Below are 25,469 nucleotides of genomic sequence, written 5' to 3'. Positions count from 1 at the left end.
GGCCTTACATCGTCCGATGACACGGCCGGTCGTTCGCGTTGACATTGAACCTAGCCAGACCCGAACGGCGCGGTCAAGCCTTGAAATAAGTGCCTTCCCAACCTGGCTGAAAAAGGAGGCCGGAGGGCGCGTATGCGGAAGCGTGATCCCGCTGCGCACGGGCCAGGTCACCCACCTGTGCGGAACGGCCCCTGAAGCGGGGACGTCAACGCGCGCTGACCTGAAAGATCACCGGCCAGGCCGGGGCCCGTCGCCGCTCGCGCAGGCTGTCCTGCTGCCCGTCATCACCACGCGCTCCGCCCATGTAGACCAGCTGCAGCTCGCGGACCTGGTGGCGGCCGCGACCACCGCCCTCATAGCTGGCGCGCACCCGGAGAAAGGGTGCATTCGACCGCCTGGGTAGGGTCCGCGCCGGCCACGTCCGAACCCATCGGGTGCCCGCCTGATAGGTCAGCGCCGTTCAGGCTCGCGCCCGTCAAGTTCGCGCGGGAGAGGTCCGCGCCGAACAAGCACACGCCGGACAAGTTGGCGCCCGTCAGATACCCATCGACGCCTGCGCCCAACACCGGCGGAATCCTTCTCCTTCGACCGCCAGGGCGACCTGCTGGCCACCGCGGCCGACGACAACACGGTCAGCCTGTTCGGCGTACGGAATCCGGCCAGGCCGAGTTCCGTGGCGCGGATCGTCCTGCCCGGTGGCGGCGACCCAGTCCGATCTCGAGGACGTCCTCCAGCACGTCTGGGTCGCCGGCCCTGGCAGCCCCAGCCCCGGTGAAGTCCTCACCGAGCCGACCACCCCGCTCACCCGCGAGCAGGCCCAGGCCCTCGCCATCGATCTGTCCCGCCGCAGCACCCCCGCCGAGGGCGGCTTCTGCACCTTCCAGCCCGTCGTCGACGGCGGCGCCTGCCCCTGGAACCTCGACTGCCACAACTGCGACAAGTTCGTCCTCTCCGGCGCCGACCTCCTCTACTGGCGGCGCAAGCGCGAGCAGTGGCGGCTGCTGGCCGAGGGCGCCCCCGACGACGCGACCGCCGACTACCTGCACCGCTACTTCGAGCCCACTGCCCGTGCCATCGACGGCCTGGAGAGGCCCTGGCCGGCCTCAGCCTCCTCGAGGACGCCCTCGCCCTGGACCTGCGCAAACCCCAGGACTACTTCCACCGCGTGTGGTCCACGGCCTTCCGCGCCGCCGACCTCGCCGACGCGGGCGACGACGAGCAGAGCGAGTAAAGCGATACGTGCACAACCGACGGCGACGACCCCGAACAGGAACCTGCATGAACACCGCCACCGTTCCCGAACCCCGCACTGCGGCGGCCCAGGCCGCCCGCCGCCGCAAGACCGAAGCCGCCCTTGAGCGCGTCCACCAGGCCATCGCCCGACTTCGGCGTGAGAAGGCCCAGGTCGGTGTCGCCGCCGTTGCCCGTCGCGCGGACGTCTCGCGCACCTTCCTCTACGACAATCCCGACGCCAGAGTCGCCATCGCCACCGCGATGGCCGACGCCGGAGACCGCCGGACTCAGTTGCTCGCCGGCCAGGACGATGAGCGCGAGGCGACCTGGCGCGAACGCGCCCTGAACGCAGAGGACGCCCTCAAAGCGGCTCACGGCGAGATCATCGCCCAGCGGGCCCGCACTGGTGAACTCCTCGGCCAGGTCCGGGACTTGCAGGCCGAGTGGACAGAGGAAGCCATCCAGCGGATTACCACCGAGAACACCACACTCAAGCAGCGGGTCCGTCAGCTCACGGCCGACAACCGAACGCTCGACGAGCGGCTCAAGGCCGCCCGCTCCAACCTCCGCTTCCAGGACCGCCGCGTCGCCGACCTCGAGGCCCGCATCGCCGATCCGGGAACAGCGACCTGATCCTGTCCAGCCGAGGCCCGTGGATGTCAGTGCTGCGGGCCATACTCGTGCCGCGGCGCCGCCCGGGCGCCGCAGCACGAGGGGAGCGACATGGCTGAGGTGCTGGTCTTCCACCATGGACACGGGCTGACCGCCGGCGTTCGCGAGTTCGCCGAGCAGTTGCGACGGGCCGGACACACCGTCCACGCCCCAGACCTATACGAGGGGCAGGTATTCGACAGCCTCGAGGAGGGCGTCGGCTACGCCGAGAACGCCGGGTTCGACACGATCACCGCGCGCGGAACCGCCGCCGCCGAGGGGCTGCCTGCGGCGCTCGTCTATGTCGGCTTCTCGCTCGGCGTCCTGCCAGCACAGAAGCTGGTCCAGACCCGCCCCGGCGCAAAGGGCGCACTGCTGCTCGAGGCATGCGTCCCGATCTCGGAGTTCGGCGGCGCCTGGCCCCAGGGAGTCCCGGTCCAGATCCACGGCATGGACACAGATCCCTTCTTCGCCGGGGAGGGCGATGTGGACGCCGCCCGCGCGCTCGTCGAGACGGCGACGGATGCCGAGCTGTTCCTCTACCCCGGCGACAGCCACCTGTTCACCGACAGCAGCCTGCCGTCCTACGACGAACAGGCCGCAAAGCAGGTCAACCATCGGGTGCTCGGCTTCCTCGACCGCATCAAGTAGGGGCATCAACAACCTGCTCCTGTCCGGCTGACGACCTCGCCGCCCGTCCACCGTCCCGGTGGACGGGTCGTCCCACGAGACCACCCGGACGAGCTACAGCAACGATCCCAACTCGCCGTCACGGACATGTAGTCTATGAATCGTCGCAGTTCAGAGCCGGTATCCGAGCTCCTGCGGTCGGTAAAGCCGCGTTTACCGACCGCAGGTAGTGCCGCCCGTGATGTCCGCCTGGGCCTGTGACCAGGGCTTCGCGGGCTCGTTTACCGACCGTGTCCGGAGCGCCCGTCATGTTCCGGAGTCGGTACGGAGGACAAGTGGCGGCGAGTAGTGGTCGGGGACCTGAGGGTCCAACAGATCGACCGGAAGGACGGGCGGCGGTCGTGGACGATCGTGTGGCCCGAGGGCACAGTCCACAGTGAGGCGGACCGGTTCCTCCGCGAGCACGACGGCTCAGGGACCCAGAAGACCTACGCGTACTACCTGGTGGACCATCTGCGGTGGTTGGAGCGCGAGTGCCTGGCCTTCGAGAAGGTCGTCCTGCGGGACCTTGAGCGCTACATGGGCATCGTCGGCGCGGAGGTCCTCATGCCGCTCGGCGAGCCGTGGCGGATTGGCAAGCGCCCCTACGGCCGCTCCGCGCTGTCGACGGCGGCGGCCTGTCTGAAGGGCTTCTACCTGCACCAGTCCTCGCTCGGCGTCAACGGCGAGCTCGGCAGGAAGCTCGGCACCTCCCGGCTGCCCACCCGGGCCGACCGGCGCCGCGCGTTCCTGGGGCACGTGAAGTCGACGCTGCCCACGAACCCGCTCGCGCCGACGGGGCCGCACCGCCGGCACCCGAAGATGCTCCCAGACGGCGCGCGGGAGAAGCTCCTGGCGGTGGTGAACTCGGCTCGGGACCGGCTGGTGGTGACCTGGTTGGCCGACGGCGGGCTGCGGATCGGTGAGCTCTGCGGGCTGCATCTGGTGGACCTGCACCTGCGCGAGAATGCGGCCTGCGGCGAGTGCCGCACCCCGCATGTCCACGTCTGCCACCGTCCCGGCAACCCGAACCGGGCGGAGGCGAAGACCAAGCGCCCCTGGCGGGTCGAGCACGGCACCGTGACGGGTGGGCTGATCAAGCGGGTCAGTCCGGCGATGGTACACACCTACTTCGAGTACCTCACCGGCGGCGAGTATCCGCGCGGCACCGCCGGGCACAGCATGCTCCTGGTCCAACTGCACGGCCCCGGCACCGGCCAGCCCTGGGCGCCGGTCGGCGCCCGCCGGATGCTGGGCCGGGCGGGGAAACGCGCCGGCCTGGGCCTGGTGAAGCCCCACGCCTTTCGCCACAACTTCACGAGCGCGGTTCTCGACGCCTCGGACGGCAACCTGCTGATCGCCCGGGACGCCGGCGGCTGGGCGTCGGCCGCGATGGTCGACGAGGTCTACGGGCACGTCGACGTCCACGACCCGGCCTTTGACGCCGCGCTCCGCGCGGTCTGGGGTGAGGTCCGGTGAAGCGCACCAACTACCTTCGCCCGCTCTACGCCGAGCGCCCCGAGCGCGAGGAGCGCGACCGCCTGGAGATCCTGTCCGCGCTGATCGGCGGCCCTTCGTTCGACCCGCTGTTTCGCGCCGACATCGTGCGGATCCCGCGCGGCCACGGCGTCTACCGGTGGGAGTGCACGGTCGGCGGCTGCGAGCGGGGCCGGGGCAGCGGCGACCTGTGCTCCATCCACCGGCAGGAATGGGCCCAGGCCATGGAGCGCGGGATCGGCAAGGCCGCGTTCATCGCCGCCGCCCATCCGGTGGGCGCGTTCGCCTCGCGGGTGGACGAGGTCTGCCGGATCTGTCCGCAGCGTCCCGCCGACCGCCATGACCTGCGGCTGTGTCAGCGGCACCGCAGGCGCTGGCATCTGCACCGCGAGGAGTGCGGCGGAGACGCCGACTTTCCGGGATGGGTGAGTGACCAGCAGCCCTACCCCGGCTACGGCTCCTGCCAGGTGGTGGTCTGCCCCTCGCTGGCAGACTCCCCGCTCGGACTGTGTCCCGGACACGAGGCCCACTACCGCAAGCAGAACCGCCCCGGCCGGGCCGAGCTGCCCGACAGCTGGTGGCAGCGCTTCGAGCACGCCGGACAGCCCGTCCCGCTGACCTTCGGCGACCGCGGACAGTTCCGTGCCTGGTGCACCGCCGAGACCGCGATGCCCTGGCCCGGCCAGCTCAACCTGCGCGGGCTGCGTCCACTGGTGCGGGCCGAGCTGCAGTGGGGGCTGTTCATGCACACCCAGCGGCCCCGGGCGACCCGCTGGAACCTGGGTTGGATCCAGAAACTGGTGACCACCTGCCGGGCGGGCGACGTGAACTCCCTGATCGACCTGGACCTGGACGGCTGCACCCAGTTCACCGGCGGCATCGCCAAGGAGATCCTGCACGACCTTCGGCTGGTCTACTTCACCCCGGACCAGGCCAAGGAGAGCGGGTTCCTGGAGACCGAGCACTTCGGCGTCCGCTTCCCGCACCGCAACAGCCACATCGACCTGACCGGAATCCCGCAGCGCTGGCTGCGCGACCTGGCCTGGGACCACCTCGCCGAACTACTGCGGGGGCCACGCTGCCCGCGCACCGCTGGCGTCCTGGACGACCTTCGCCGGGCCGCGCTCGAACTCGGCGTGTTCCTGAGCCTGGACGCACCCGGCGGCGGACACGACCCGGCCGTCCTGCGACGCGAACACACCCAGCGCTTCGTCGCCGACCAGCGCCACCGCGAACGCGACGGCCTGCCGTCCCTGGCGGTCAAACGACCCGGCGGGGCCGCGAGCATCATCACCGTCACTACCAGGACCATCATCTTCAACGCGGCCCGCCGGCTGCTGCGGGAGGCGATGGATTGCGGGACGGCGGAACGCATCGGCCTGGGGCGGGAGTTCATCACCGCCATGCCCGTCGCCGGACCGTCCCCGATGCGGGCCCGCCGCCCGTTCCCCGACGAGGTCGTCCGCGCGCTGGCAGATGAGGGCAACCTGGCCCGCCTGGCCGACAGCGACGCCCTGGACCTGGGGATGCGCGACATCTGGGAGGCCACCGTCATCACCGGACGGCGCATCGGCGAGGTCCTCAAGCTGCGGTGGGACTGCGTGGGCCGCTACGGCGGGCTGGCAATGTTCTGGCACGACCAGACCAAGGTCGGGAACTTCGATGCGGCGATCCGCATCCCGGAGCGGCTCCACGACATCCTGGCCGAGCGTCAGCGCAAGACCCTGGACCGCTTCACCGCCGAGCACGGCTACCGCCCGACCGGCGCCGAACGTGCCGCGCTGGCCCTGTTCCCCACCACCCACCGCAACCCCGACGGCACCGTCTCGCTGACCCACCAGTGGTTCTACAGCCGCTTCCGGCCCTGGGTCGACGATCTGGACCTCGGCCACTACGTCCCCCATCAGGCTCGCCACACGCTGGCCACCAGCCTGCTGCGGGCGGGTGCGACGCTGACCCACATCCGTCGTTACCTCGGTCAGGTTTCAGACCGCATGGCGGAGCATTACGTGCACCTGACCAGCACTGATCTGGAGAACGTGCTCCAGCACGTCTGGGTCGCCGGTCCCGGCACGGCCCAGCCGGGCGAACTCCTGGCCGGGGACGCCACCCCGCTCACCCGCGAGCAGGCGCAGGCCCTGGCGATCGACCTGTCGCGCCGCAGTACTCCGGCCGAGGGCGGGTTCTGCACCTTCCAGCCCGTCGTCGATGGCGGCGCCTGCCCCTGGAACCTGGACTGCCACAACTGCGACAAGTTCGTCCTCTCCGGCGCCGATCTCCTCTACTGGCGGCGCAAGCGCGAACAGTGGCGACTCTTGGCTGAAGGGGCCCCCGACGACGCCACCGCGGAGTACCTCCACCGCCACTTCGAACCCACCGCCCGTGCCATCGACGGCCTGGAGAGCGCCCTGGCCGGCCTCGGGCTCCTCGACGACGCCCTGGCCCTGGACCTGCGCAAGCCTCAGGACTACTTCCACCGCGTGTGGTCCACCGCCTTCCGCGCCGCCGACCTCGTCGAGGCAGCCGGCGACGAGCAGGACCGGGCCGACGACACCACCGACGAACAGGAGCAATGCGCGTGACCACCACCGTCCCCGACCCGCGCACGGCCGCCGCCCTGGCCGCCCGCCACCGCAGCACCGACGCCGCCCTCGGACGGGTCCGCGACGCCGTCACCTGGCTCCGCCGCGAGAGGACCCAGGTCAGCGTCGCCGCCGTCGCCCGCCGCGCGAACGTCTCCCGCACCTTCCTCTACGACCACCCCGACGCCAGAGCCGCGGTCACCGCTGCCATGGCCGAGGCTGGCGAACGCCGCACCCAGATGGTCACAGACCAGGACGAGGCACGCGAGGCGACCTGGCGCGAGCGAGCCCTGAACGCCGAGGACGCTCTCAAGGCCGCCCAAGCAGAGATCCTCACCCAGCGCACCCGCATCGGTGAACTCCTCGGCCAGGTCCGCGACTTGGAAGCCGAGTGGACGAAGGAGGCCATTCAGCGGATCACCACCGAGAACACCACCCTCAAGCAGCGCGTCCGCCAGCTCACCGCCGACAACCGGTCCTTCGACGAACGTCTGCAGGCCGCCCGCTCCAACCTGCGGTTCCAGGACCGCCGCGTCGCCGACCTCGCAGCTCAGATCGCGGCTCCAGCGGGCTGATTGACCGGTGGCCGTCGCACTCCCGGGGCGGCCACCGGCCGTGGACCGCCCGGAGCCAGGGCAGAGCAGGAAAATCACCTGCACCCGATGGCCGACCCGCTTATCCTCCCGTCCATGCACCCAGACGACGATCAAGCCTTCGTTGCGCACGTCACGGACCGACTCGGCAGCCTCCCGGGTGTGAAGGCCGTCGCGTTGGGAGGCTCGCGGGCCACGGGCACGCATCGACCCGACAGCGACTGGGACTTCGCCGTCTACTACCGGGGCGGATTCTGCCCCGAGAGCCTGCGCGCCCTCGGCTGGCCCGGAGAGGTCTCCGAGGTCGGCGGGTGGGGCGGCGGGGTGTTCAACGGGGGAGCATGGCTCCAGATCGGCACCCGGCACATCGACGTGCACTACCGCGATCTCGACGACGTCGAGCACCAGCTCTCCGAGGCCCGCCAGGGCCGGTTCGGCATCGAAAGGCTCATGTTCCACCTGGCCGGCATTCCGACCTACCTGGTCGTCGCCGAACTGGCCCTCAACCAGGTACTCCACGGAGAACTGCCGCGCCCCGAATATCCCGAGGCATTGCGACGCCACGCACCTGAGCAGTGGTGGGGCACGGCCCAGCTGACCCTCAGTTATGCCCGCACCGCCCCTGCCGAGCACGGACACCTCACCGATTGCGCCGGGGCAATCGCCACCGCCACCTGCCAGACGGCACACGCGGTCATGGCAGCGCGGGGACAGTGGGTCACCAACGAGAAGAAGCTGCTCGACCGTGCAGGACTGCGAAGCATCGACCGAGTCCTGGCCAATCTGGCCCCCGAGCCACAGGTACTCACTACCGCCATCGACGAGACGGTGTCCTTGCTGAAACAGACCCTCGAAACAACATGACAGCAAGACCTGCCGTCGACGGTGAAGCGTCGGCGACGTCGGATGCGACCTTCGCCTGTCGCCAGCAGTCGAGCTCACCTGGCCCGCGCAGGTTCGCGCGAAGACGAGAACCGAGAACCACTCCAACGGGCGACATCGAAAAGGCGCGGCGCTTCGTCGCTGACATGTAGTCTATGCATTACCGCAGGTCAGAGCCGGAATCAGAGCTCCCGCGGTCGGTAAAGTCGATCCACAACATTTCGCAGACCACGCGGTCCGGCGCCGAAGTCTCCGACACCTTGAAGTACTTCTCCGGGCGTTATCTTGAGCCCGCCGATCTAGCAGGTTCCTGACCTGGTGTGTTTTGTGGAGGACAGCGTTCTCGACGGTCTCGTCAGCAGGGTCCGATGGCGGCGGAAGACTTCTTTCTCGGCGTGTCGTCGCGGCGGCCTGGCAAGTCGGCGGTGCGTCGTTCCCCGAGCGCGAGGGCGAGGGCCTCGCGCGACTCCCGGTTCTCGGCCTCCAGTTGTCGGTTGCGTTCGGTGGCCGCCTCCAAGCGCCGTAGAAGGGAGGCGTCGGAGGCTCGTTGCCGGTCGGGAACCGGCCGGGCCGCGGGGATCGACCTGCGGCGGGCGCGGAGTCTCTCGATCTCGGCTTTCAGGTCCGGGTGGTTGTAGAGCCAGGACCGGGAGACGCCTGCTTCGCGGGCGACGGTCTCGAAGGTGATCGCGATGCCGGTGGCATCCATCCGCCGCAGGGCTGCGGTCGCTCGTCGGCGGGTTGCCAGGGCTCGTTGCTGGGCTGCGGCGATGATCAGGTGGGAGTTGTCAACCGGCATTCTCAGTCTCCTGGTCGTCTTCCAGCTCGCCGATCATGCGGTCGAGGTTGTCGGCGACATGCTGGTTCATCTCGGTCATGCGGCTGTGACCGCAGCTCTTGGCGTTGTCGATCAGCGTCAGGGTGCGGGTGCGCTGTTCGCGGAGTTCCGGCAGGAACTCGGGTCCAGTGAGAAAAACTGGGCAGGTCAGGCAAGCGTTGGCGTGCGGGCAGGTCTTCTGAACGGGCAACCCGCAGTAGCCGTTGGGCAGGGTCTGGGTGGCGATGCCGTAACGCGTCTTGGCCCACTGGGCCTGGCCGAGCGGCCCGTCGGGATCGAGGATCACGCGTTCGCCCTTGATGTTGACCTTGGTTGCCTGTTCCCAGTGCCGCCGCACCGTCTGGTCGGTGATCTTGGCGTAATGCGAGGTCATCTTGTGTGAATCGTGGTCCAGGAGGACGCGGACGACCTCTTGCGGGACATCTCGGTTGATGAGTCGGCAAGCGAAGGTGTGCCTTGTGTCCGCAGAGGCCGTGTGCGGGTGACTTCGTGTGGCCATTGAGCAGGTCTGCTGTCGGAACCGCGTTCGCGACGGTGACAGCGGCGCGTGTTGCATTCCAGCACCGCTGGTGTGACGAAGCTCACTGCCGGTGTCTTGATGGTGGAAGCGCCGGGCCGTGCGCGTCCGCTGTGGCAGGGTCGGACCATGCCCTTTGATCACAACGACCACTATCACCGTCTGCTGTTGCGCCAGGTGCCGCGGAATTGCGGTGCGGCCCTGGACGTCGGCTGTGGGACCGGCCGGTTCGCTCGTCGGCTCGCTCACCTGGGCATAGAGGTCGATGCGATCGACCCGTCGGAGGAGGCCATCGCGGAGGCCCGCGCGCTGTCGGGACGGATAGCCGGTGACCGGAGCCCACGCTTCCAGCACGCGAACGCCACCGAAATCGAACTGCCCAAGGCGCACTACGACTTCATCTCGTGCCTCGCCAGCATCCATCACATGCCGTTCGACACCGTCGCCGCACTGCGTGACGCCCTCGCGCCCGGCGGCGTCCTCGTGATCTTGGGATGCTATCCGGAGAAGACCCGGCTCGACTGGGCTTGGAGCCTGGCGACCGTGCCCGTCAACGCCGTCGCCAGACTGACCGCCGCGGTGGCGGACAAGCTTCGCCCTGTCGGTGCGACCGGTCGAGAACTGGTGAAAGCGCCAGTCAGTCAGCCGACCATGCCCCTGGTCCAGATCCGTCGGGAGGCTGCGGTCCTGCTGCCTGGATGCGGCATCCGCAGGCTCCTCTTCTGGCGCTATCTGCTCGTCTTCCGCAACGGCGGCTGACGGGACTACTGCCCGCGCCCGTCTCAACTGCAGGTCCCGATCACTGTGGTTCGCGGTGCTGGGAGGCGGCTGACTCGGCTTGTTCCGGCGGCGGCCTCGCGGAGCCGGACGATCTCCTCGTGCTGTGCGGCGAGCCGGGCCAGGGCCTGGGTGCGAAACTCCGAGAGCTCGTCGTTCCTCTGTTCTGACTGGGCCAGCCGTTCCTTGAGCCTGTTGTTCTCTGCCTTGAGCCGGGCGATCTGGGCCTCGCGAGGGTCGGGGATCTCGCCGGCGCCTTGAAGTGCCTGGAGGCGGCGTTCGAACTCGACGCGGAGGTGCGCGTAGGGGCGAGTGCCGTAGAACGCGGTGCGGTCGACGGCGGCCTCGTTGGCGAGAGTCTTGATGTCGCACTTTCCGCCGGGCGGCATCTCGCCGCGAAGGAGCCGGTCCATGGCGGCTCGGATGCGGTTCTCGTTCTCGGTCCGCTGGGCTGCGGAGATTCTCATGCGGATTCCTCGTCCATGGTGCTGACAGCGTCGATCTCGGCGACGACGCGGAGGGCTCGGTCGTAGTCGGCCTGGAGCCGGGTGCGCTCGGTCTTGCGTGTGGTGCCGAGCTGGCCGAGGAAGATCTCGGTGCGTTCGGCGTGTTCGGCCCAGACTGGACGGTGGCAGGGGTGGTGGGTGGCCTGCGGGCAGCGGGCTGAGTCACACATCCCGATCAGCGGACGGTCGGCGGTAGGGGTGCCGGCCAGCTTGAGGCAGAGGGCCCGGGAGGGGTCGGTGAACCAGCAGTAGTTCGCGGGCCCGAGGTGAAGGACCTTGGCGCGTTTGGTCAGCAGGTTGAGGACGTCGCGGTCACTGCGCTGGGTCTTGGGTGCTGGTGCGGTTGTCGGGTCGAGCTTTTCGTCGATGCTGGAGAAGAACTCGGTGAGGCTCCGGGCGCCGGGAGGATGCCCTGCTGGTAGTTCCGGAACTCGGTCAGGACCAGGGTGAGGTTCCGGTCGCTCTCGTGCTTGTTGACCTCGGCCAGCAGCTCGGCCTGAGCTCCGCCGGGGCGGGAGGCATACCCTTCTGTAGTGGCCACTGCAATATGTTTCAGGTGCAACTTGGAGGCCAGCACGCCGCCCGGCCGGTAGGCCATTTCCAGGGCCAATCTGCGACGTAGCCGCCTCAGATTGACCTGTCCATCAGGGATGGGAGCGAGGCTGAGGCGGCGGCCTGCCGGGGAGTTGGTCCAGTTGCGGAACCACTTGTAGCGGACGGAGAAGGCGAACCGTCCGAAGAGCAGAGCGCCCTCTTGCCGGTCGTCATGGAGGTCTTCGGCGAGTTCGACGGCGCGATAGACGGGCTCGATGACGACCCATTCGTCGTCGATGCCGCCCAGCGGCTGCCCTTTGACGACCTTGCTGGCAAGGCGGTAGCGGGTGAGCCCGGGGGCGGGCTCTTCGAGGGGGCGTCGGCAGCCGATACGAAGCTCCATCAACTCGCTCGCGCGCATGCCGGAGGCCGCGGCCAGCACGATCATCGCGGCGGTGCGGACGATGCCGACCAGGGCGACGGCCTGGAGCCGGTGCAGCGGCTCCGTCCAGGGCAATACGGACGAGGTGTCCGCCATGGTGATCTCGGCGGCGTCTCGGGCGAAGACCTCCTTGACCCCGACCGACGCGACAGCGTTCTCCAGCGGGCCGCGGAGATGGTGCATCCATCGGGCCTCGAACTGGGTGATCCCGGCCTGACGGGCCAGCACTCCTGTGGCCACCGCCAGGAGGGGGTCATCGGCGGACCAGCCGCTCGCGAGCCGGTCGGCGACGTGGTGGTCGGCGAGCATCGGCAGAGGTGTGCACGTATCTCTGTACTCGTTCAGCAGCTCGGTGAACTCGGTCACCGGGGCCACGTGGACGGCCCGGAGCCCTGGGGCTTTGCGGGTGGAGAGCTTGTCAGTTTCCCGGATCTGCCGGCCGAGTTCAACGGCATGCGGCCCCAGGGACGACATGAGGAACAGGGCGGCGGCGAGCATCGGCTGCATGACAGCGTCGTCGACGGGCTGAGTCTTGTTCTCGGTCCGGCCGCAGGGCATTTCCGCGATGGCGGAGGCAGTCGCCCCGCCCCAGGGCCGCAGATCGGCAGGGACACGGTCAGCGGTGAACAATTCGCGGTAGTTGACCAGGTCGACCACGACCTGTGCGGCCCTGCGCCGGGTTCCCGGGCTGTTCTCGCCGACGACTTCGCCGTACTCGTCGAGGACGTAACGCCGGTGGGCCATGTAGGCGTCGCAGATGCGGGTGTCGATCTGCGCGAGGCTCGACACCTCGCCCGCGGAGAGCCATCGGCAGAATCGTATGAGCTCCTCCAAGCGGCCCGCGCAACTGCGCAGGTGCAGGGCGGTGCGATGGGCCCGGGGCAGCGGAGCGACCGTCGGGTGCCGCGGGGCGAGCATGGCCAGGACGAGTTCCTTGCCGACCAGCCGCCACCGTTCATCGGTGATCTCGATGAAGTCGAAGCGGCGGCTGCAGAGGGCGAGCTGGACGGGCAGGCCGACGACATCGGTGAAGTCCCAGATGTCGTCCTCGAACACCGGACGGACAGTCCCCTGAGGGAGAGTGAATCCGGCTTCGCGGCAGACATCGGCGCCGGCGAAGACCGCGGACCTGCCATCGAAGGCGGCGGCAGTGGTGAGGGCAGTCGTCACGCGGTCATCTCCTCGGCCCGCAGCAGCAGTTCATCGTCCTGGTCCTCGACGTGATGGGCCGCCGTGGCGATGACGGCAGGGTCGAAGCGGTCCAGGACCTGCTGAATGCGGGGGGCATAAGGGCCGAAGACAGCCATGAAGTGGGCGGCGGGCATCTGCTGCCACTGCCGGGAGAAGAACGCCTTGAGTCGCAGCAGGTTGCCCGCGTGCCGGGGAGCGAACACGGCCAGCGGGCAGAGCAGGCAGACCCAGGGCCGGGCCGGACAGGGCTTCCCCTTCGGTCCGTGCAGCCCGGAAAGCTGGTCCCCGCAGGCGGCGGTGAACACATCGCGCTGTCCGCCCACCAGCTCGGCGATCACGACATCGTCCAGGTTCAACTCCGCAACCAGGTGCGGGTAGCCATCCGCCAGCGCGGCCGCTTCCTCATCGGTGATCACCGTGGGCGGGTGAGCCCGGCGGAGCACGTCGTGCTGGGCGTCCTCAATGACCGTCTCGACGACGTGCCGCTGGGCCGGGGTGGTGGCGGTGAGGTAGTGATCGCCTTCGACGTCCGGGGTGTGGTTCGGATCGATCGTCGCCCGCCCGCTGCCCGTCCAGGTGCTTTTGTCCCGCATGGCCTCGTGGGTGGTACGAATCCGGGAACGATGAATGTTGAGAGGCAGTCCGTCGTTGCCGACGACCGCATGGCGAATAGCCCACCGTTGGACGGCGACCCGGTCGACCTTGCGGACCCGGCGATCGCCGCCGGCTCGGCTCACTGCCACCCAGAGTTTGCGGCGTTCCTCCGAAGTCACGAACGTCCGCAGCAGCGCGGAGTGCGCGAGCCACTGTTCCAGCAGGCGGACCGCGCGGCGGGGCAGATTCAGGCTCTCCGCCGCGGTGCGGCGTTTGATGTAGGAGAGCAGGACCGTCGACTCGCCGGCACAGTCGACGTCCTCGAGAACCAAGTCGGCGATGCCGTCGGGGACGATGCCGGAGTAGATGCCGAACAGCAGCCGGTAGGCGATCAGCACGTCCAGGTGCGGGAAGACCGCCTGGATCGCATCGTGGAAACCACCGCGGTTGCGGACCACCGCCGCCGAGATATCCAGGTGCCCGCCGAACTCGCCGATGCGAGTGGATCAGGGGGAGTTCGCCGCAGTGGTCGAGCCAGGGGCCGCGGGCGGTCAGGCGGGGGTGCATCCGGTGCCAGGCGAGGGTTTCTGCCATGCCGTAGCGGGTGGTGTCGCAGGAAGTGGCCTGGTCGGGAGCGTGCCAGGAGTCGGGCTTGGAGAAGGTGAGGACACCGCCGTGCTTGCGGGGCTGCCCGCCGCGCGGGGTGGAGCGCCTGGGGCCGGCGTCGCGAAGCATCACCCGGTCCGAGCGCAGCCGGCCGACCAACTCCACCGGAAGGTCAGCCAGGACGTACGCGAGGCGCGTGACGTCGTAGCCGGCGTCCATGACGATCAGGATGTCCGGGTCACCGACCTTCCACTGGCCGGCTCGCAGAAGGCGGGTGAAGACATCGCGGAGCTGGGCGGCGGTCACCGCCGTGGCGTCGTCGGCCGGGCCCAGCCGGACCGCGTCCAGCATGGCGGTCCACGATGTGCGCCCGGTTTCCAGGGCAGCGACAAAGGAGTAGGGCCAGCCGGGGATGAACTGGTCAGCACTGCGGCCCCGCCCGTAGACATGGCAGAAGAGCAGGTCCGGGCTGGTCGGGGCGTCGGGCCGCAGCCAGTTACTCACATCGACTGCCAGCACGATCCGCCCGTCGGCAGCACGGGGCAGCGGCGTGGATGCCAGCAATCTGCGCAGGCGACGTGGTTCCACCCAGCCGTGGTTGACCGCGTCGTACATCGCTCCGTGCCCACGCCGGTGCTCGGCCGTGAGGGTCAACTCGACGAGAGATTTCACCGGACCATCCGCGCAGAGGACCGCGTCGGTGAGCTCGAAGAGCGCATCCGCCCGGGTGTAGAGGCAGTCGTAGAACTGGACACGAAAGTGGGACAGCACGTCCAGCGCAGCATCAGCGGGACCTGCAGAGGCCAGACTCTTCACCAGCGGCCGTTCCTTCACGCGACGTTGCTTGACACCTCGAAGCGTGAAGAAACGGCCGTCCTGCTGTCTCGCAAAGGGACCAAGATCAGCAGGTCAGGTGACTCGGCGCGGTTAAACACCAAGCTCAGGATCATGAGCGCTGACAGTAGAAACACCACACAGCTCAGCGCAATGCACAAACTCCCAGGCCACCAGCCCAGTTGAACCCAATCGCCACACGGAAACTAAGCGGAGACAATGTGCCGCCATTGATGGGGTGTCAGGTGCACTGGCAGGCCGTGTTCGTCACGGATCTCGCAGGTCTTCAGCCAGCGGCCGAGCATCCGCCGGTAAGTGCCGTCCGCCAGCGGGAGGTTCCCCGAGACGTTGGCGCGTTGGCGGGGGAACAGGCAGGCCGTCCCGTCCGGCCACTGGTCCAGCACCCGGCGTTGTTGCTCGCGGATGGCTGCTTCGAGTTCCTCATCGATGGGCACGGCCGCCTCGCGCCTCATCTTGGTGTTGAAGTAGCGCAGGTAGGGGGCGTCCTGGCCGTCGTGGAGGAGGCAGTCGAAGTCGAGGGCCAGAGCGCTGGAGATGCGCAGTCCGCAGCGGGTGAGGATGAGGGTGACCAGTCGGCCCGCCGTGTCGGGCCAGCGGTCCAGATTGCCGGGTGCCTCGATCTGGGTCATGACGTACTCGGCGAGGCGGCGGTCGACTTGCTCGGGGACCGGCGGGACGTCGCCGACGTAGAAGGCTGCGGTGCCGGACAGGGTGTCCTCCCAGCCGTACTGCCGGATGTTCTGGAAGAACAGGTTGAGCGAACCGATCCTCGTCTTCTTCATGCCGTGCCCGCCGGCCTGTGACATCACGTGGGCGAGGTAGCGCTCCAGCAGCGGCCGGTCCACCTCCGCGAGCGCATCGACGCCGACGAACGCGAGGAAACCGCCGAAGCAGATGAGCGCGTCCACCCCGGCGCGGGCCGCGCCGATGCTCAGCCCGGACGTCAGCCGCAGCCGGGTCCATCGTTTGCCCAGCTCACGGAGCCAGAACTGGGGGATGTGGTCGAACCGCAGCCGGGCTCGCGGGCAGGGTCGCCCGGCCGGGGTGGTGATGCCGGGCAGCTTGTGGAGCCGCCACACATCTCTGGGGTACTCGATCTCCCAGCCAGTTCCGTCCCGCAGGGCCTCCAGCCCGTCACGGGCATCGAGGAGGAACAGGGCCGACTCGTCGGCCTGGGCCCCGACTTTCTGGCGCCACTGCTGTTCCGACAGGTCCAGCAGCGAGGTGACCCCGAGTGCCTTCACGCGTCGGACGGCCGGCATGACCAGGCGAGGGGCGGCGGTGCGGGAGCGGGCGTCGTGGCGGCATTGCAGCGCGTGCTGGATCTCCAGTTTCAGCTGCGGGGCCAGGTCTCGCAGATCGATGCTGGCGGTTCCGACCAGTTCGCAATCGGCGACGAAGTGGTCGAGGTCGGGGCGGCCGTGGCGGTGCCATCGATCTTCGTGTCCGGTGCAGAAGAGCTTGGTGGGATTGGCGATCCAGAGGTTGCAGAACGGCAGACAGCACTCGGACGTCACTGTGTCGCTTGGGGCCAGGTCGGGGGCATCCCAGGTGGCCAGGTCGGGTTTGCCCGCCCGGCTCCACCGGTCGCGGTGCTTGGAGCACAGGCCGTTCCTGGCTCCGCGTCCGTAGCGGCAGCCGTCGATGGCGCAGGCGGCGAGCGATCTGCGGCCCCGGACCGGTGGGCCGGGATCGGCGAGGAAGTCCGTCATCGGCGGGCAGCCGCGCTTGCGGAACCGGATGGCGTGGGCGTTGCAGAGTCCGCGCCGGGTCGAGGCCGCTGTCCGGTCGCAGTCCGTGACCGAGCACTCGTCGGCGATGAAGACGGGGTCGTCCGGAGCGGGGATGTAGATCTCGGTGCGGAATTCGGGGCGGACGACGGCCATGAGCTGCTCAAGCAGCCTCGTCCGTCCCAGTGGCCTCTCAGCGGGGACAGCCACAGCCGGACCTCCCGGCCGGTGAACCAGCCTGCGGCCTCCAGCGTCCGCCGGGCCGAAGACGTAGTCGGAGTCCAGGGCGCCGTACTCGCGGTGCAAGTAGTGCGAGTACAGACGCAATCAGCTCCGCGCTCGCCGGAATGCTGCGGGACCGGCCGGCCTTCGCGCGGGCGCGGTTGTCGTTCTGCCGCGGCACCACGGTCACCTGCCGTTCGGCGATCGCAATGTCGTCGTGCCGCAGGCCCAGGGCCTCGCCGATGCGGACCCCGGTGTCCAACAGCAGGGCGAACAGCAGCCGGTCCCGCAGGTGTTCGCAGGAGTCCAGGATCTTCTGGACCTGGGCGACGGTCAGGACGCGCGGGTGCTTCCGACCGTTCTTGAGCTTGATCGTCCTCGTCCGCTCGGGCTTGCCGGAGGCGATGTGCTGCAAGAACGGCTTGTAGGAGGTGGCCGCCGATCGATGAGGTCCGACCGGGCGCATCGTCACCAGCAGGTCGGCGACCGCGACGCCGCTGCGGGCGTGGAACTCGTAGAACGTGCTGACCGCGGCGAGCTTGCGGTTCACGCTGGAGGCCGTGCAGTGGTGCTCGACCGTCGGCAGCACCGCCACCGTCCCGTTCCGGGCCGGCGGCGGCAACCGCAGCCAGGCCACGAAGGTGGCCACTGCCTCCAAGTCCACTGCTTTCCAGTCCAGACCGCGGCCGTCGAGGTAGTACCACCATCGCCGTCAGGTAGGCCAGGAACGACTCGACCGGATCGACCGGCCGCAGATCGTCCCCCAGCAGCGTCCACGAGTCCGTCGTCGACCCGGGTGCCAGCACCCTCTGTACGCGCATCGCGCATCCACCCCTTCCGTGTTGGACGGCGGCAGATAACCGCATCCACGACGGGAGTTGGGGGAACTTCAGAGTGCTTCACACACATGAAGGACACGCTCGTGCGGGCTCAAGATAACGAGCGCATTCCCGCGACGTTCGTCTACGCGGGCATCGCTGTCGAGGACAGCGAGCTGATGGCCAGCACCCGCGGGGCCCAGATCGCGGGCCGCTTCACCCTCGTCCCCACTCGCCCGTTCCCTTACGGCACCGAGTGGAAAGGGCTGGTGGCAACCCTGGAGAACACTCTACTGCTGCACGATCACCCGCCCGGCAGCTTGGTCAAGCTCGACCGTTACCTCCACAACCGGACCGACGGCATGATCGGAGCCCTGTCCCACGCGATCCGAGGGGCCGCGATCGACGCGATCCTCAGCGGCACCGAACGCGTGACGAAGGCCGCTATCGACTCGATCCCGCTGGATCACGCCGCAGAGACTGCGGCCTCTCCGCTGAAGAAGACGGTCGGCGGGTGACCGAGGCCCAGGAACACCGGCTGCACCGGCTTCCCGTCCAGGTCAGGCCACGTCCTGGGGAACCAACCGACGCCTACATCCGGCGCCTGGCTCGCGCCAACCACCTCAAACCCAGCTACCTGCACGGTTTCCTCACCGGCTCACCGAACTGGTTCGGGAAACCCCGGCTCGAACGACTCGCAGCACTAACCGGACGCCCGCCTGAACTGCTGGAACAAGTCCTGGCCGATACCCACTCACCTCGCCGACGGCGCAAGCCGGGCCCGAATCCCACCCCGTCCAAGAAGATCGGCAAGAGAGAACTCTACCAACGTCTCCGACACGACGCTGAGGCGGAAGGGCTCTCGACAAGAGCCCTGGTCAGACGGCACAACGTCACCTGGCGGACCGTCCGAGCTGCCTTGGACGGCCTCGAACCCCGCCCACGCAAACCTCTCCCTCGCAGACAGACCGCCATCGATCCCGTTCAGCACCTCATCGACTCCATGATCGAATCCGGTCACGGCCGCCCCAGAGACATCTGGATGAAGCTCATGGACGAGCACGAGACCTCGATCTCCTACGCCATCATCAGACGCTACGTCCAAGATCGCACACCGCCCCGCCGTGGTCAGCGACCTCCCGTCTCAACCAATCAAGTCCGCCCAGGTCAAAAGCTTCCAGCCGACTAACTTCACTGCGACAGGTCAGCGGCGCCACTCAGGGGTGAACCACGGGTCGGGGTGGCGTTTGCCGGGTTCCGGTGGGGAATGGATGGGGTCTCTGGTGTCTTGTGAGGAAGGGTTGAGCTGTGGGGCGTGCGTTGATCGTTGTTGATGTGCAGAAGGATTTCTGCGAGGGCGGGAGCGTTCCGGTCAAGCGGGCCAGGCGGCGGCTATCGCCGATCTGGTCAGGCGCCAGGCAGGCAGTCGGTATGCGCACGTCGTGGCCACCCGTGACCACCACATCGATCCCGGCGGTCACTTCTCGGACCATCCGGACTTCAAGGAATCCTTCCCCGTCCACTGCGTGGTCGGCAGCGACGGAGGCACCTTCCACCCCGATTTCGCGCCGGTGGTCTCCAGCAGCGTCGACGAGGTCTTCTTCAAGGGAGCGCACTCCGCGTCCAAGAGCGGCTTCGAGGGTTCGGCGCAGGACGGCACGTCGCTGGCGTCCTGACTGCAGGCGCGTTCGGTCACCGATGTCGACGTGGTCGGTATCGCCACCGACCACTGCGTGAAGGCCACCGCGCTGGACGGGGTCCGGGCGGGCTTTTCCGTCCGTGTCCTGCTCGGCTACACCGCCGGCGTCGCGGCCGACAGCACCAAGGCCGCCCTGACCGAACTGCGCAGCGCGGGCGTCACCCTGACCGGCAAACCAGTCGTCCTGGCCTGAACTGGCTGGCGTGGGCGGACTCACGTGGGTCTGCAAAGCTGACACGGTCTTCTTCATAGGGCGCACGCTCGCGCTGGATCCGTGCCTCAGCGCTTGCGTTCAGGCACGGATTGTGAGTGTCCGTGAACGGGCGCGCAGGGTTCTCCTCTCCTGCCGCCGGCCCTTGACCTGCTGCCCAAGGGCCGACATCGCCGCAAACATCGAGCGGGTCAGCCGACGGCCGCCGACCGGAGAAGCACCTCCGTCCCGGCCGCCGACCGCCTTCCAGAACTTCCTGGACCAGCACGGGATCCCCCGGCCGAGGTCTTGGCGGTCCGCCAGAGACTGAACAGACCACAAAGATCCCCGACAGAGTCAAGCTGAGTGGATCCTGCCTGTGGCTGCTGCGTCGGCCCGTCGATTCGGTGGCCGCTACGCCGGCGCCGCCTGCAGGGCGATGTCACGGGCCAGGGTGAGGGCGCCCATGAGTTCGGCGCGCGGGCCCAGTGCGGCCCTGAGTACGTGGACCCGGTCGTCGAAGCCTGGTTGGGCCAGGCGTCCGATGGAGTCGCGGATGCCGTCGATGAAGGGGTCGGCCAGGCTCATCTCTCCGCCGATGACGACGGTCGCGGGGTCGAGCAGCGCGCACAGGTTGGCCAGGACCCGGCCGAGGGTTCGGCCCGACTCGGCGAAGATCTTGCGAGCCACCGGGTGGCCGGCGAACTCGTGCAGTCGTAGCGGCGGCCCGCACTCGCCGGGGCGCAGGTGGGCCAACTGCTGGAGTACCTGCTGGGTGGAGACGATCGTTTCCAGGCAGCCGCGGTTGCCGCAGCGGCACCAGGCCCCGTCCTGCGTGATCTGGGTGTGCCCGATCTCGCCCGCCGCGCCTGAACTGCCGTGTGCCGGGGCTCCGTTGATGATCAGTCCGGCGCCGACGCCGTCGGATGCCTTGACATAGATGATGTTGTCGTGGTTGCGGGCGGCGCCGTGCCGGTGCTCGGCCAGGGCGCCGAGGTTGGCGTCGTTGTCGAGGAAGACCTTCAGTCCGGTGCGCTCGCTCAGTTCGCCGGCCAAATCTAGACCCGACCAGTTGGCCAGGATGGTGGGGGATGCCATGGCCCGCCGCGATGCGTTCAGGGGGCCTGGCACCCCGGCGACGCACGTGGTCACGGGCCCGGTGGCGGCGCCTTGTGCTGTGGCGTCGGCCTGGACCTTGTCCAAAAGCTGGCGGATCAGGCGTGCAGCGGTGTCCAGGGCGGCGACGGGGTCGCCGTCGACGTCCGCCGCGCACCGCTCCTCGGCTTGGATGGTCAGGTCGAATGTGGCGACGGCGACCCCCAGATGCCGGTGGCCGAGGTCAAGCCCTACGACGGCGCCCGGGGAGTACTGAGGCAGCAGCCGACGGCCCGGGCGGCCGCGGCCGTTGCCCACTCCTTGCTGCTCGGTCAGCAGTCCGCTGTCGAGGAGTTCCTGCGCGACCGCGGCGATCGCCTGGCGGCCCATGCCCAGCTCAGCCTCCAACTCCGCGCGGGAGGCGCTCCCTTGCCGCCGGACATGGCCGAGCACCTCGTCCCGCATGGCACGCCTCACCCGATCCGCCGTGGTGTCGTGTGCCACCTCGCCCGCCCCTTCTTGTCGACGTAAAGCAATTATGTCGTGAAGGTACAAAAATAGAAGGGTTGACGTGCCGATATTTGCATTCCTAGCCTGATCCAGTCGGCGATCCCGGCTCCTCCCACGCGGCTCCTCCACGCGCAGCTCCCTGCAGTTATGCTCCGATGCCCCGTCAGTGACCCTCCTCCGGATGAGGTTGCCACGCGCACGACTGAATTCTGGCCACCAACCTCATTATTCGTCGCACGCATCGTCCACACACGCCGCTGCCTCTCCATCGAGTCCATCGAGCCGTCTCCATCAAGCTGAAGGAGCCGCCACGCACTTGATGCGAAGGCCCGTCGGGCTCGCCGTGGGGGGTGTCGCGCCGCCGGCAACCCTTGTCGCACTCACCCGATCCCAGCCGTTCTGCGGAGAACCCGAGGGGCCCCAGTGACTCAACCTCCTGCCACCACCAAACCGCAGCCGGCTCCCCGAGCCTGCCGACGCGAAGGCGGCACTGCTGACGGGCACCGGCTGACCGCCCCTCAATTCCGGTAGGACATCGCCACGTTCAAGGTCCCGTGAAGGACGACTCGACGTATGGCTACCGCTACCGGTCGGCGCCGCCGCGACCTTACTTCGCGGTGGCCTGCCCCCCTCCCCGCCCCCGGACCATGGTTGCCGTCATGGCTCGCCGGGTCGCTCCCCGAGCGGCACCGGCCGGCCGCGAGGCGCACCCACGTGTCCCCACCCTCGAAGAGGTGGCGTTCCGATGAATGAGCACGGCGAAGCCGTAACCGACACAGGAGTGATACGTGGTGCCCCGCACTGCAGACCGGCCTGGGCCCGGATCTCGGCCACGATCACCACCGAAGTACCGAAGACGATCCGTCTGGGCAACATCGCCGGATCCGGCGACGCGGGCCGCTTCCGCACCCGCACGCGGCCGGCGACCGTTCGTAGGCGGACCCGCGCACGTCGAATCACCGGCAAGGCCTGGATCGCGCCAGCGCTCGGGTGCCTGCTCCTGGGCGTGATAGCGGCGCCCGCCTCGTCCACGCCGCCCCCGAGAGACGGCGGCGACAGCTGGGTGATGAGCACGACCGACACGTCGAAGAACTACTCCCCGACATTCGTCGGCAACGGCTACCTCGCCGCGCGGGTTTCCGCCGCCGGCGAGGGCTTCAGCAGCACGCCCATCACGACCCAGTCAGAGCTCGCCGGCTTCTACGCCTCCACCGATTCGGGCAAGAACGAGGAGCGGGCCGCGCTGCCGACCTGGACGACACTCGGCTTCGGCCGCAGCGGCGGTGTCTACGGAATCGGGAAGTGGTCCTGCAAGTTCGGCCAGCTGTGCCCGGCCGCGTATGGGCAGATCTCCGGCGGAGCGTTCGTCGAGAACTCCCATTCAGGTGGCATCGTCGGCGGCTATCTGGCAGGCCTGAACAACGGCGGTCAGCCGACGGTCGGCGGTACCGACGTCATCCCGATCAGCAACGCGCCGGCCGGCCAGGCAACACTGGCCGTCCGGTACGCAAACGGGAGTGGCGGCCCGCAGACATTCCACCTCGACGTGAACGGCACACTCCAGCAACTGAGTGTGCCCGACACGGGCGGTTGGGACAGCTGGGGGGTGATGAACGTGCCGGTGACGCTGAACGGTGGTGCGAACACACTCAAGATCGTCGTCGAGCAGGGTGACGAGGCGCGGGTGAACGTCGACTACCTCGCCCTGTACCCCGACGGCTCCCAGCCGCCGACGGCGATCGCCCCCGCCACCGTCGGCACCAGCAGCAAGTACAAGCAGTCGCTGGACGTGCGCACCGGGGTGCTGAGCACATCGTTCGACTGGACCTCACCCGACGGCGACACGACCAGCTTGGACTACGAGGTCAACGCCAACCGCGCGGACGGCCACCTCGGCACGGTGAGCGTGCGAGCCGTACCGCACTGGAGCGGGACGGCCACCGTCACGGACGAGTTCGACGGCCGCGGCCTGAACCGCGCCTCCACCAGCAACCCAGGCGTCGACGGCAAGACCGCCACGCTTTCCGCGAACGTCGTCACCGACGGGAAACTGGTCACCGCCGGGCTGAACTCCGTGCTGCGCATCAACGACGAAGCCGTGCCGACCAAGGCGGTCTCCGCCACGGATGACGGCACCGTCGGGCAGAGCGCGGACTTCGCCGTCACGACCGGCCAGACGTACGAGATCACCAAGTACGTGGGCGTTGCCTCCAGCGTCGACACCGACCGGCAACTGCAGGCCGCGACCCCGCAGCAGTACGCCGCGGACACCGCGGCCCGCGCCGCCGGGAACGGCTACCAGCAGGCGCGCGCCCGCAACGACAAGGCGATGTCGCGCCTGTGGCAGTCGGATATCTCGATCCCGGGTGACAGCGCCATGACGGCGGAGATCCGGGCATCGATGTACTATCTGCTGGCGAGCATGCGCGCCGGGGTCGACTGGAGCACCAGCCCGGGCGGGCTGTCCTCGGACGGCTACAGCGGCCACGTGTTCTGGGACATGGAGACGTGGATGTACCCCGCTCTCCTCGCCCAGTACCCCGACATCGCCAGGGGCGCGGACACCTACCGGCAGAAGCTGCTGTCCGCCGCCAAGGCCGAAGCCGCGAAGATGTCCACGGCCGAGCACCCGATCAACGGCGCGAAGTACCCGTGGCAGAGCGCGCTGACCGGCAAGGAGACGACCCCGGACTGGGCCACCGAGGGCAAGCAGGAGATCCACATCAGTGCGGATGTGGCCCTGGCACAGTGGCAGTACTACCAGGCCAGCGGCGACACCGCGTGGCTGCGGGACAAGGCATGGCCGGTCCTGAAGAACATCGCCGACTACTGGGCCACCCGAGCCGTGCCCGATGCGGCCGGCGGCTATGACATCAACGACGTCAAGGGCCCGGACGAGTACCACGACAACGTCAACAACAGCGTGACCACCAACGCCGGAGCGCAAACCTCGCTGCGGATCGCGGTGCAGGCCGCCGGTATCCTCGGCCAGACCGCCGACCCGGACTGGAGCAAGGTCGCCGACGGCCTGAAGATCCCGGTGGACACCACCGCCGGCATCCACCCCGAGTACGACGGCTACAACGGGCAGACCATTAAGCAGGCCGACGTCACCCTGCTGCAGTACCCCTGGGCGGTGCCGATGTTGTCGAGCCTGGCTCAGAGCGACCTCGACTACTACACGGCGCACACCGACCCGAACGGGCCGTCCATGACGGACGCGATCGCGGCCATCGACGGCGCGTCCTTGGGATCGCCGGGCTGCCAGGTCTACAGCTACATGCAGAACAGCGCGAAGCCGTACCTGGCCGCACCGTTCAACCAGTGGTACGAGACCCGCAGCGGCGGAGCGTTCACCTTCACAACCGGCGAAGGCGGCTACCTGCAGGAGTTCCTCTACGGGTTCACCGGACTGCGCTGGGGAACCGACGCGGTCACCGTCAACCCCTTCCTGCCGCCCCAACTGCCCGGGGTCAACCTCACCGGCGTGAAGTGGCACGGCCGCACGTTCGACATCTCCGTCGGCCAGCAGACCACCCAGCTGACCCTGCGCTCCGGCCCGCCGCTCCCGGTACGCGTCGGCAGCAGTGGCGTGCGCCAGGTCGCGCCCGGCTCGGCGCTGCAGATCCCGACCCGGCACCCGGCCTCGACGGCCCAGCCCTCCAGCTGCGCCGGACCGATCACCTCGGCCGCCGCGAGCAGCCGCTGCGCGGACATCCACTGGGGCGACAGCAGCGACGGTACCCCGCTCGACCTCTACGACTGCAACGGAACCGCCGCGCAGAGCTGGACGCGCCCGGGCAACGGCACCGTCACGGCCATGGGCAAGTGCATGGACGTGAGCGGCGGATCCAGCGCCGACGGGACACCCGTGCAGATCTACACCTGCAACGGCAGCGCATCACAGCAGTGGACGTACGACCAGAGCACCGGTGAGCTGCAAGCCCTCGGCAAGTGCCTGGCCACCTCGGGCGGCGGCACGAGCAACGGCACCTCACTCGTGATCGACACCTGTGATGGCAGTACCAGCCAACAGTGGCACCTGCCATCCTGACACTCCAGCCATGACTCTGCGGCACCCCGACCCGGGTGCCGCACAGTCGTGTGTGCGGTTCGGCTCCGGGATACGTGAGCGGACGGCAGCGTACGTCTCCCCCGGTGTCGGACGACGCAACCCGCCGCGTGGCGCTGAGCAGTGCGAACAGCGCCACGCGGCATTGCCGGTCACCCCGGATCCG

General features: G+C 68.7%; 21 protein-coding genes and 2 pseudogenes. 11 read left to right on the top strand and 12 right to left on the bottom strand.

All coding sequences use genetic code 11. The features are described from left to right. Positions 1 to 205: 205 nt before the first annotated feature. On the bottom strand, positions 206 to 370 hold the full coding sequence (locus AB0M29_RS37530; protein ID WP_365391240.1) for a hypothetical protein: 165 nt from the start codon (positions 368 to 370) through the stop codon (positions 206 to 208). Further along, on the bottom strand, positions 354 to 566 hold the full coding sequence (locus AB0M29_RS37525; protein WP_365391238.1) for a pentapeptide repeat-containing protein: 213 nt from the start codon (positions 564 to 566) through the stop codon (positions 354 to 356). The genes AB0M29_RS37530 and AB0M29_RS37525 overlap by 17 nt, the downstream gene beginning before the upstream one ends. A gap of 129 nt (positions 567 to 695) precedes the next feature. On the opposite strand from AB0M29_RS37525, the gene AB0M29_RS37520 reads away from it, so the two are divergent. From AB0M29_RS37520 to AB0M29_RS37490, 7 genes are all read left to right on the top strand, one after another. Continuing rightward, positions 696 to 1,358: a hypothetical protein gene (locus AB0M29_RS37520; protein WP_365391236.1), complete on the top strand. Its 663-nt coding sequence runs from the start codon at positions 696 to 698 to the stop codon at positions 1,356 to 1,358. Continuing rightward, entirely contained in the window at positions 1,279 to 1,866 is a 588-nt protein-coding gene (locus AB0M29_RS37515; RefSeq protein WP_365391235.1) for a DUF6262 family protein, read from the top strand. The genes AB0M29_RS37520 and AB0M29_RS37515 overlap by 80 nt, the downstream gene beginning before the upstream one ends. A 90-nt stretch (positions 1,867 to 1,956) precedes the next feature. Further along, positions 1,957 to 2,535 (top strand): dienelactone hydrolase family protein, encoded by a 579-nt coding sequence (locus AB0M29_RS37510; RefSeq protein WP_365391233.1) that lies wholly within the window; start codon positions 1,957 to 1,959, stop codon positions 2,533 to 2,535. A 327-nt stretch (positions 2,536 to 2,862) separates the two neighbouring features. After that, positions 2,863 to 4,032, top strand: coding sequence for a tyrosine-type recombinase/integrase (locus AB0M29_RS37505; protein ID WP_365391231.1), 1,170 nt, complete (start codon positions 2,863 to 2,865; stop codon positions 4,030 to 4,032). Further along, positions 4,029 to 6,632, top strand: a complete 2,604-nt coding sequence (locus AB0M29_RS37500) for a tyrosine-type recombinase/integrase (RefSeq protein ID WP_365391229.1) — start codon at positions 4,029 to 4,031, stop codon at positions 6,630 to 6,632. Before AB0M29_RS37505 ends, AB0M29_RS37500 begins: the two co-directional genes overlap by 4 nt. Beyond that, entirely contained in the window at positions 6,629 to 7,207 is a 579-nt protein-coding gene (locus AB0M29_RS37495) for a DUF6262 family protein (RefSeq protein WP_365391227.1), read from the top strand. Before AB0M29_RS37500 ends, AB0M29_RS37495 begins: the two co-directional genes overlap by 4 nt. Positions 7,208 to 7,321: 114 nt before the next feature. Beyond that, the gene (locus tag AB0M29_RS37490; protein ID WP_365391225.1) at positions 7,322 to 8,089 is read left to right on the top strand and encodes a nucleotidyltransferase domain-containing protein; all 768 of its coding nucleotides are present in this window, start codon (positions 7,322 to 7,324) and stop codon (positions 8,087 to 8,089) included. Between the two features lie 373 nt (positions 8,090 to 8,462). Here AB0M29_RS37490 and AB0M29_RS37485 read toward each other — a convergent pair whose 3' ends face one another. Next, entirely contained in the window at positions 8,463 to 8,906 is a 444-nt protein-coding gene (locus AB0M29_RS37485) for a DUF6262 family protein (protein ID WP_365391223.1), read from the bottom strand. Next, a complete protein-coding gene (locus tag AB0M29_RS37480; protein ID WP_365391221.1) occupies positions 8,896 to 9,444 on the bottom strand; it encodes a tyrosine-type recombinase/integrase in 549 nt (182 codons plus the stop codon). The genes AB0M29_RS37485 and AB0M29_RS37480 overlap by 11 nt, the downstream gene beginning before the upstream one ends. 147 nt (positions 9,445 to 9,591) lie before the next feature. Here AB0M29_RS37480 and AB0M29_RS37475 point away from each other — a divergent pair, with 147 nt between their 5' ends. Further along, positions 9,592 to 10,221, top strand: a complete 630-nt coding sequence (locus AB0M29_RS37475; protein ID WP_365391244.1) for a class I SAM-dependent methyltransferase — start codon at positions 9,592 to 9,594, stop codon at positions 10,219 to 10,221. 23 nt (positions 10,222 to 10,244) lie between these two features. On the opposite strand, the gene AB0M29_RS37470 is transcribed toward AB0M29_RS37475, so the two are convergent. The 7 genes and pseudogenes from AB0M29_RS37470 to AB0M29_RS37440 all read right to left on the bottom strand — a co-directional run bounded on the left by AB0M29_RS37470 (position 10,245) and on the right by AB0M29_RS37440 (position 17,583). Then, on the bottom strand, positions 10,245 to 10,706 hold the full coding sequence (locus AB0M29_RS37470) for a hypothetical protein (protein ID WP_365391219.1): 462 nt from the start codon (positions 10,704 to 10,706) through the stop codon (positions 10,245 to 10,247). Beyond that, the gene (locus AB0M29_RS37465) at positions 10,703 to 10,915 is read right to left on the bottom strand and encodes a hypothetical protein (RefSeq protein ID WP_365391217.1); all 213 of its coding nucleotides are present in this window, start codon (positions 10,913 to 10,915) and stop codon (positions 10,703 to 10,705) included. The genes AB0M29_RS37470 and AB0M29_RS37465 overlap by 4 nt, the downstream gene beginning before the upstream one ends. A 119-nt stretch (positions 10,916 to 11,034) precedes the next feature. Then, a complete protein-coding gene (locus AB0M29_RS37460) occupies positions 11,035 to 12,777 on the bottom strand; it encodes a site-specific integrase (protein ID WP_365391215.1) in 1,743 nt (580 codons plus the stop codon). Between the two features lie 110 nt (positions 12,778 to 12,887). Next, positions 12,888 to 13,964, bottom strand: a complete 1,077-nt coding sequence (locus tag AB0M29_RS37455; RefSeq protein ID WP_365391245.1) for a hypothetical protein — start codon at positions 13,962 to 13,964, stop codon at positions 12,888 to 12,890. A 46-nt stretch (positions 13,965 to 14,010) separates the two neighbouring features. Beyond that, positions 14,011 to 14,889 (bottom strand): annotated as a pseudogene (locus AB0M29_RS37450) (transposase); the annotation flags it as partial. 263 nt (positions 14,890 to 15,152) lie between these two features. Continuing rightward, positions 15,153 to 16,853, bottom strand: a complete 1,701-nt coding sequence (locus AB0M29_RS37445) for a tyrosine-type recombinase/integrase (protein ID WP_365391213.1) — start codon at positions 16,851 to 16,853, stop codon at positions 15,153 to 15,155. A gap of 37 nt (positions 16,854 to 16,890) precedes the next feature. After that, positions 16,891 to 17,583 carry a tyrosine-type recombinase/integrase gene (locus AB0M29_RS37440; RefSeq protein WP_365391211.1) on the bottom strand — a complete coding sequence of 231 codons (693 nt, stop codon included), beginning with the start codon at positions 17,581 to 17,583 and terminating at the stop codon, positions 16,891 to 16,893. Positions 17,584 to 17,826: 243 nt separating this feature from the next. Between AB0M29_RS37440 and AB0M29_RS37435 the strand changes: the two genes are divergently transcribed. Together AB0M29_RS37435 and AB0M29_RS37430 are read left to right on the top strand one after the other, a co-directional pair. Then, the gene (locus AB0M29_RS37435) at positions 17,827 to 18,255 is read left to right on the top strand and encodes a hypothetical protein (RefSeq protein WP_365391209.1); all 429 of its coding nucleotides are present in this window, start codon (positions 17,827 to 17,829) and stop codon (positions 18,253 to 18,255) included. 790 nt (positions 18,256 to 19,045) lie between these two features. Further along, positions 19,046 to 19,629: pseudogene (locus AB0M29_RS37430) on the top strand (isochorismatase family protein). 411 nt (positions 19,630 to 20,040) lie between these two features. On the opposite strand, the gene AB0M29_RS37425 reads toward AB0M29_RS37430, so the two are convergent. After that, positions 20,041 to 21,225 carry an ROK family transcriptional regulator gene (locus AB0M29_RS37425; protein WP_365391207.1) on the bottom strand — a complete coding sequence of 395 codons (1,185 nt, stop codon included), beginning with the start codon at positions 21,223 to 21,225 and terminating at the stop codon, positions 20,041 to 20,043. A 1,072-nt stretch (positions 21,226 to 22,297) separates the two neighbouring features. Here AB0M29_RS37425 and AB0M29_RS37420 point away from each other — a divergent pair. Beyond that, positions 22,298 to 25,285 (top strand): ricin-type beta-trefoil lectin domain protein, encoded by a 2,988-nt coding sequence (locus AB0M29_RS37420; protein WP_365391205.1) that lies wholly within the window; start codon positions 22,298 to 22,300, stop codon positions 25,283 to 25,285. Positions 25,286 to 25,469 lie beyond the last annotated feature (184 nt).

Source organism: Streptomyces sp. NPDC051976 (genome assembly GCF_040680795.1).
Taxonomy (GTDB): domain Bacteria; phylum Actinomycetota; class Actinomycetes; order Streptomycetales; family Streptomycetaceae; genus Actinacidiphila.
This window is presented reverse-complemented; position numbering and strand designations above follow the sequence as displayed.

Excerpts from the sequence above, each read along its gene's own strand:
- AB0M29_RS37515 (WP_365391235.1), top strand. The coding sequence starts at position 1,279 with ATGAACACCGCCACCGTTCCCGAACCCCGCACTGCGGCGGCCCAGGCC.
- AB0M29_RS37510 (WP_365391233.1), top strand. The coding sequence starts at position 1,957 with ATGGCTGAGGTGCTGGTCTTCCACCATGGACACGGGCTGACCGCCGGC.
- AB0M29_RS37490 (WP_365391225.1), top strand. The coding sequence starts at position 7,322 with ATGCACCCAGACGACGATCAAGCCTTCGTTGCGCACGTCACGGACCGA.
- AB0M29_RS37485 (WP_365391223.1), bottom strand. The coding sequence starts at position 8,906 with ATGCCGGTTGACAACTCCCACCTGATCATCGCCGCAGCCCAGCAACGA.
- AB0M29_RS37480 (WP_365391221.1), bottom strand. The coding sequence starts at position 9,444 with ATGGCCACACGAAGTCACCCGCACACGGCCTCTGCGGACACAAGGCAC.
- AB0M29_RS37475 (WP_365391244.1), top strand. The coding sequence starts at position 9,592 with ATGCCCTTTGATCACAACGACCACTATCACCGTCTGCTGTTGCGCCAG.
- AB0M29_RS37470 (WP_365391219.1), bottom strand. The coding sequence starts at position 10,706 with ATGAGAATCTCCGCAGCCCAGCGGACCGAGAACGAGAACCGCATCCGA.
- AB0M29_RS37465 (WP_365391217.1), bottom strand. The coding sequence starts at position 10,915 with ATGTGTGACTCAGCCCGCTGCCCGCAGGCCACCCACCACCCCTGCCAC.
- AB0M29_RS37445 (WP_365391213.1), bottom strand. The coding sequence starts at position 16,853 with ATGGCCGTCGTCCGCCCCGAATTCCGCACCGAGATCTACATCCCCGCT.
- AB0M29_RS37435 (WP_365391209.1), top strand. The coding sequence starts at position 17,827 with ATGAAGGACACGCTCGTGCGGGCTCAAGATAACGAGCGCATTCCCGCG.
- AB0M29_RS37420 (WP_365391205.1), top strand. The coding sequence starts at position 22,298 with ATGAGCACGACCGACACGTCGAAGAACTACTCCCCGACATTCGTCGGC.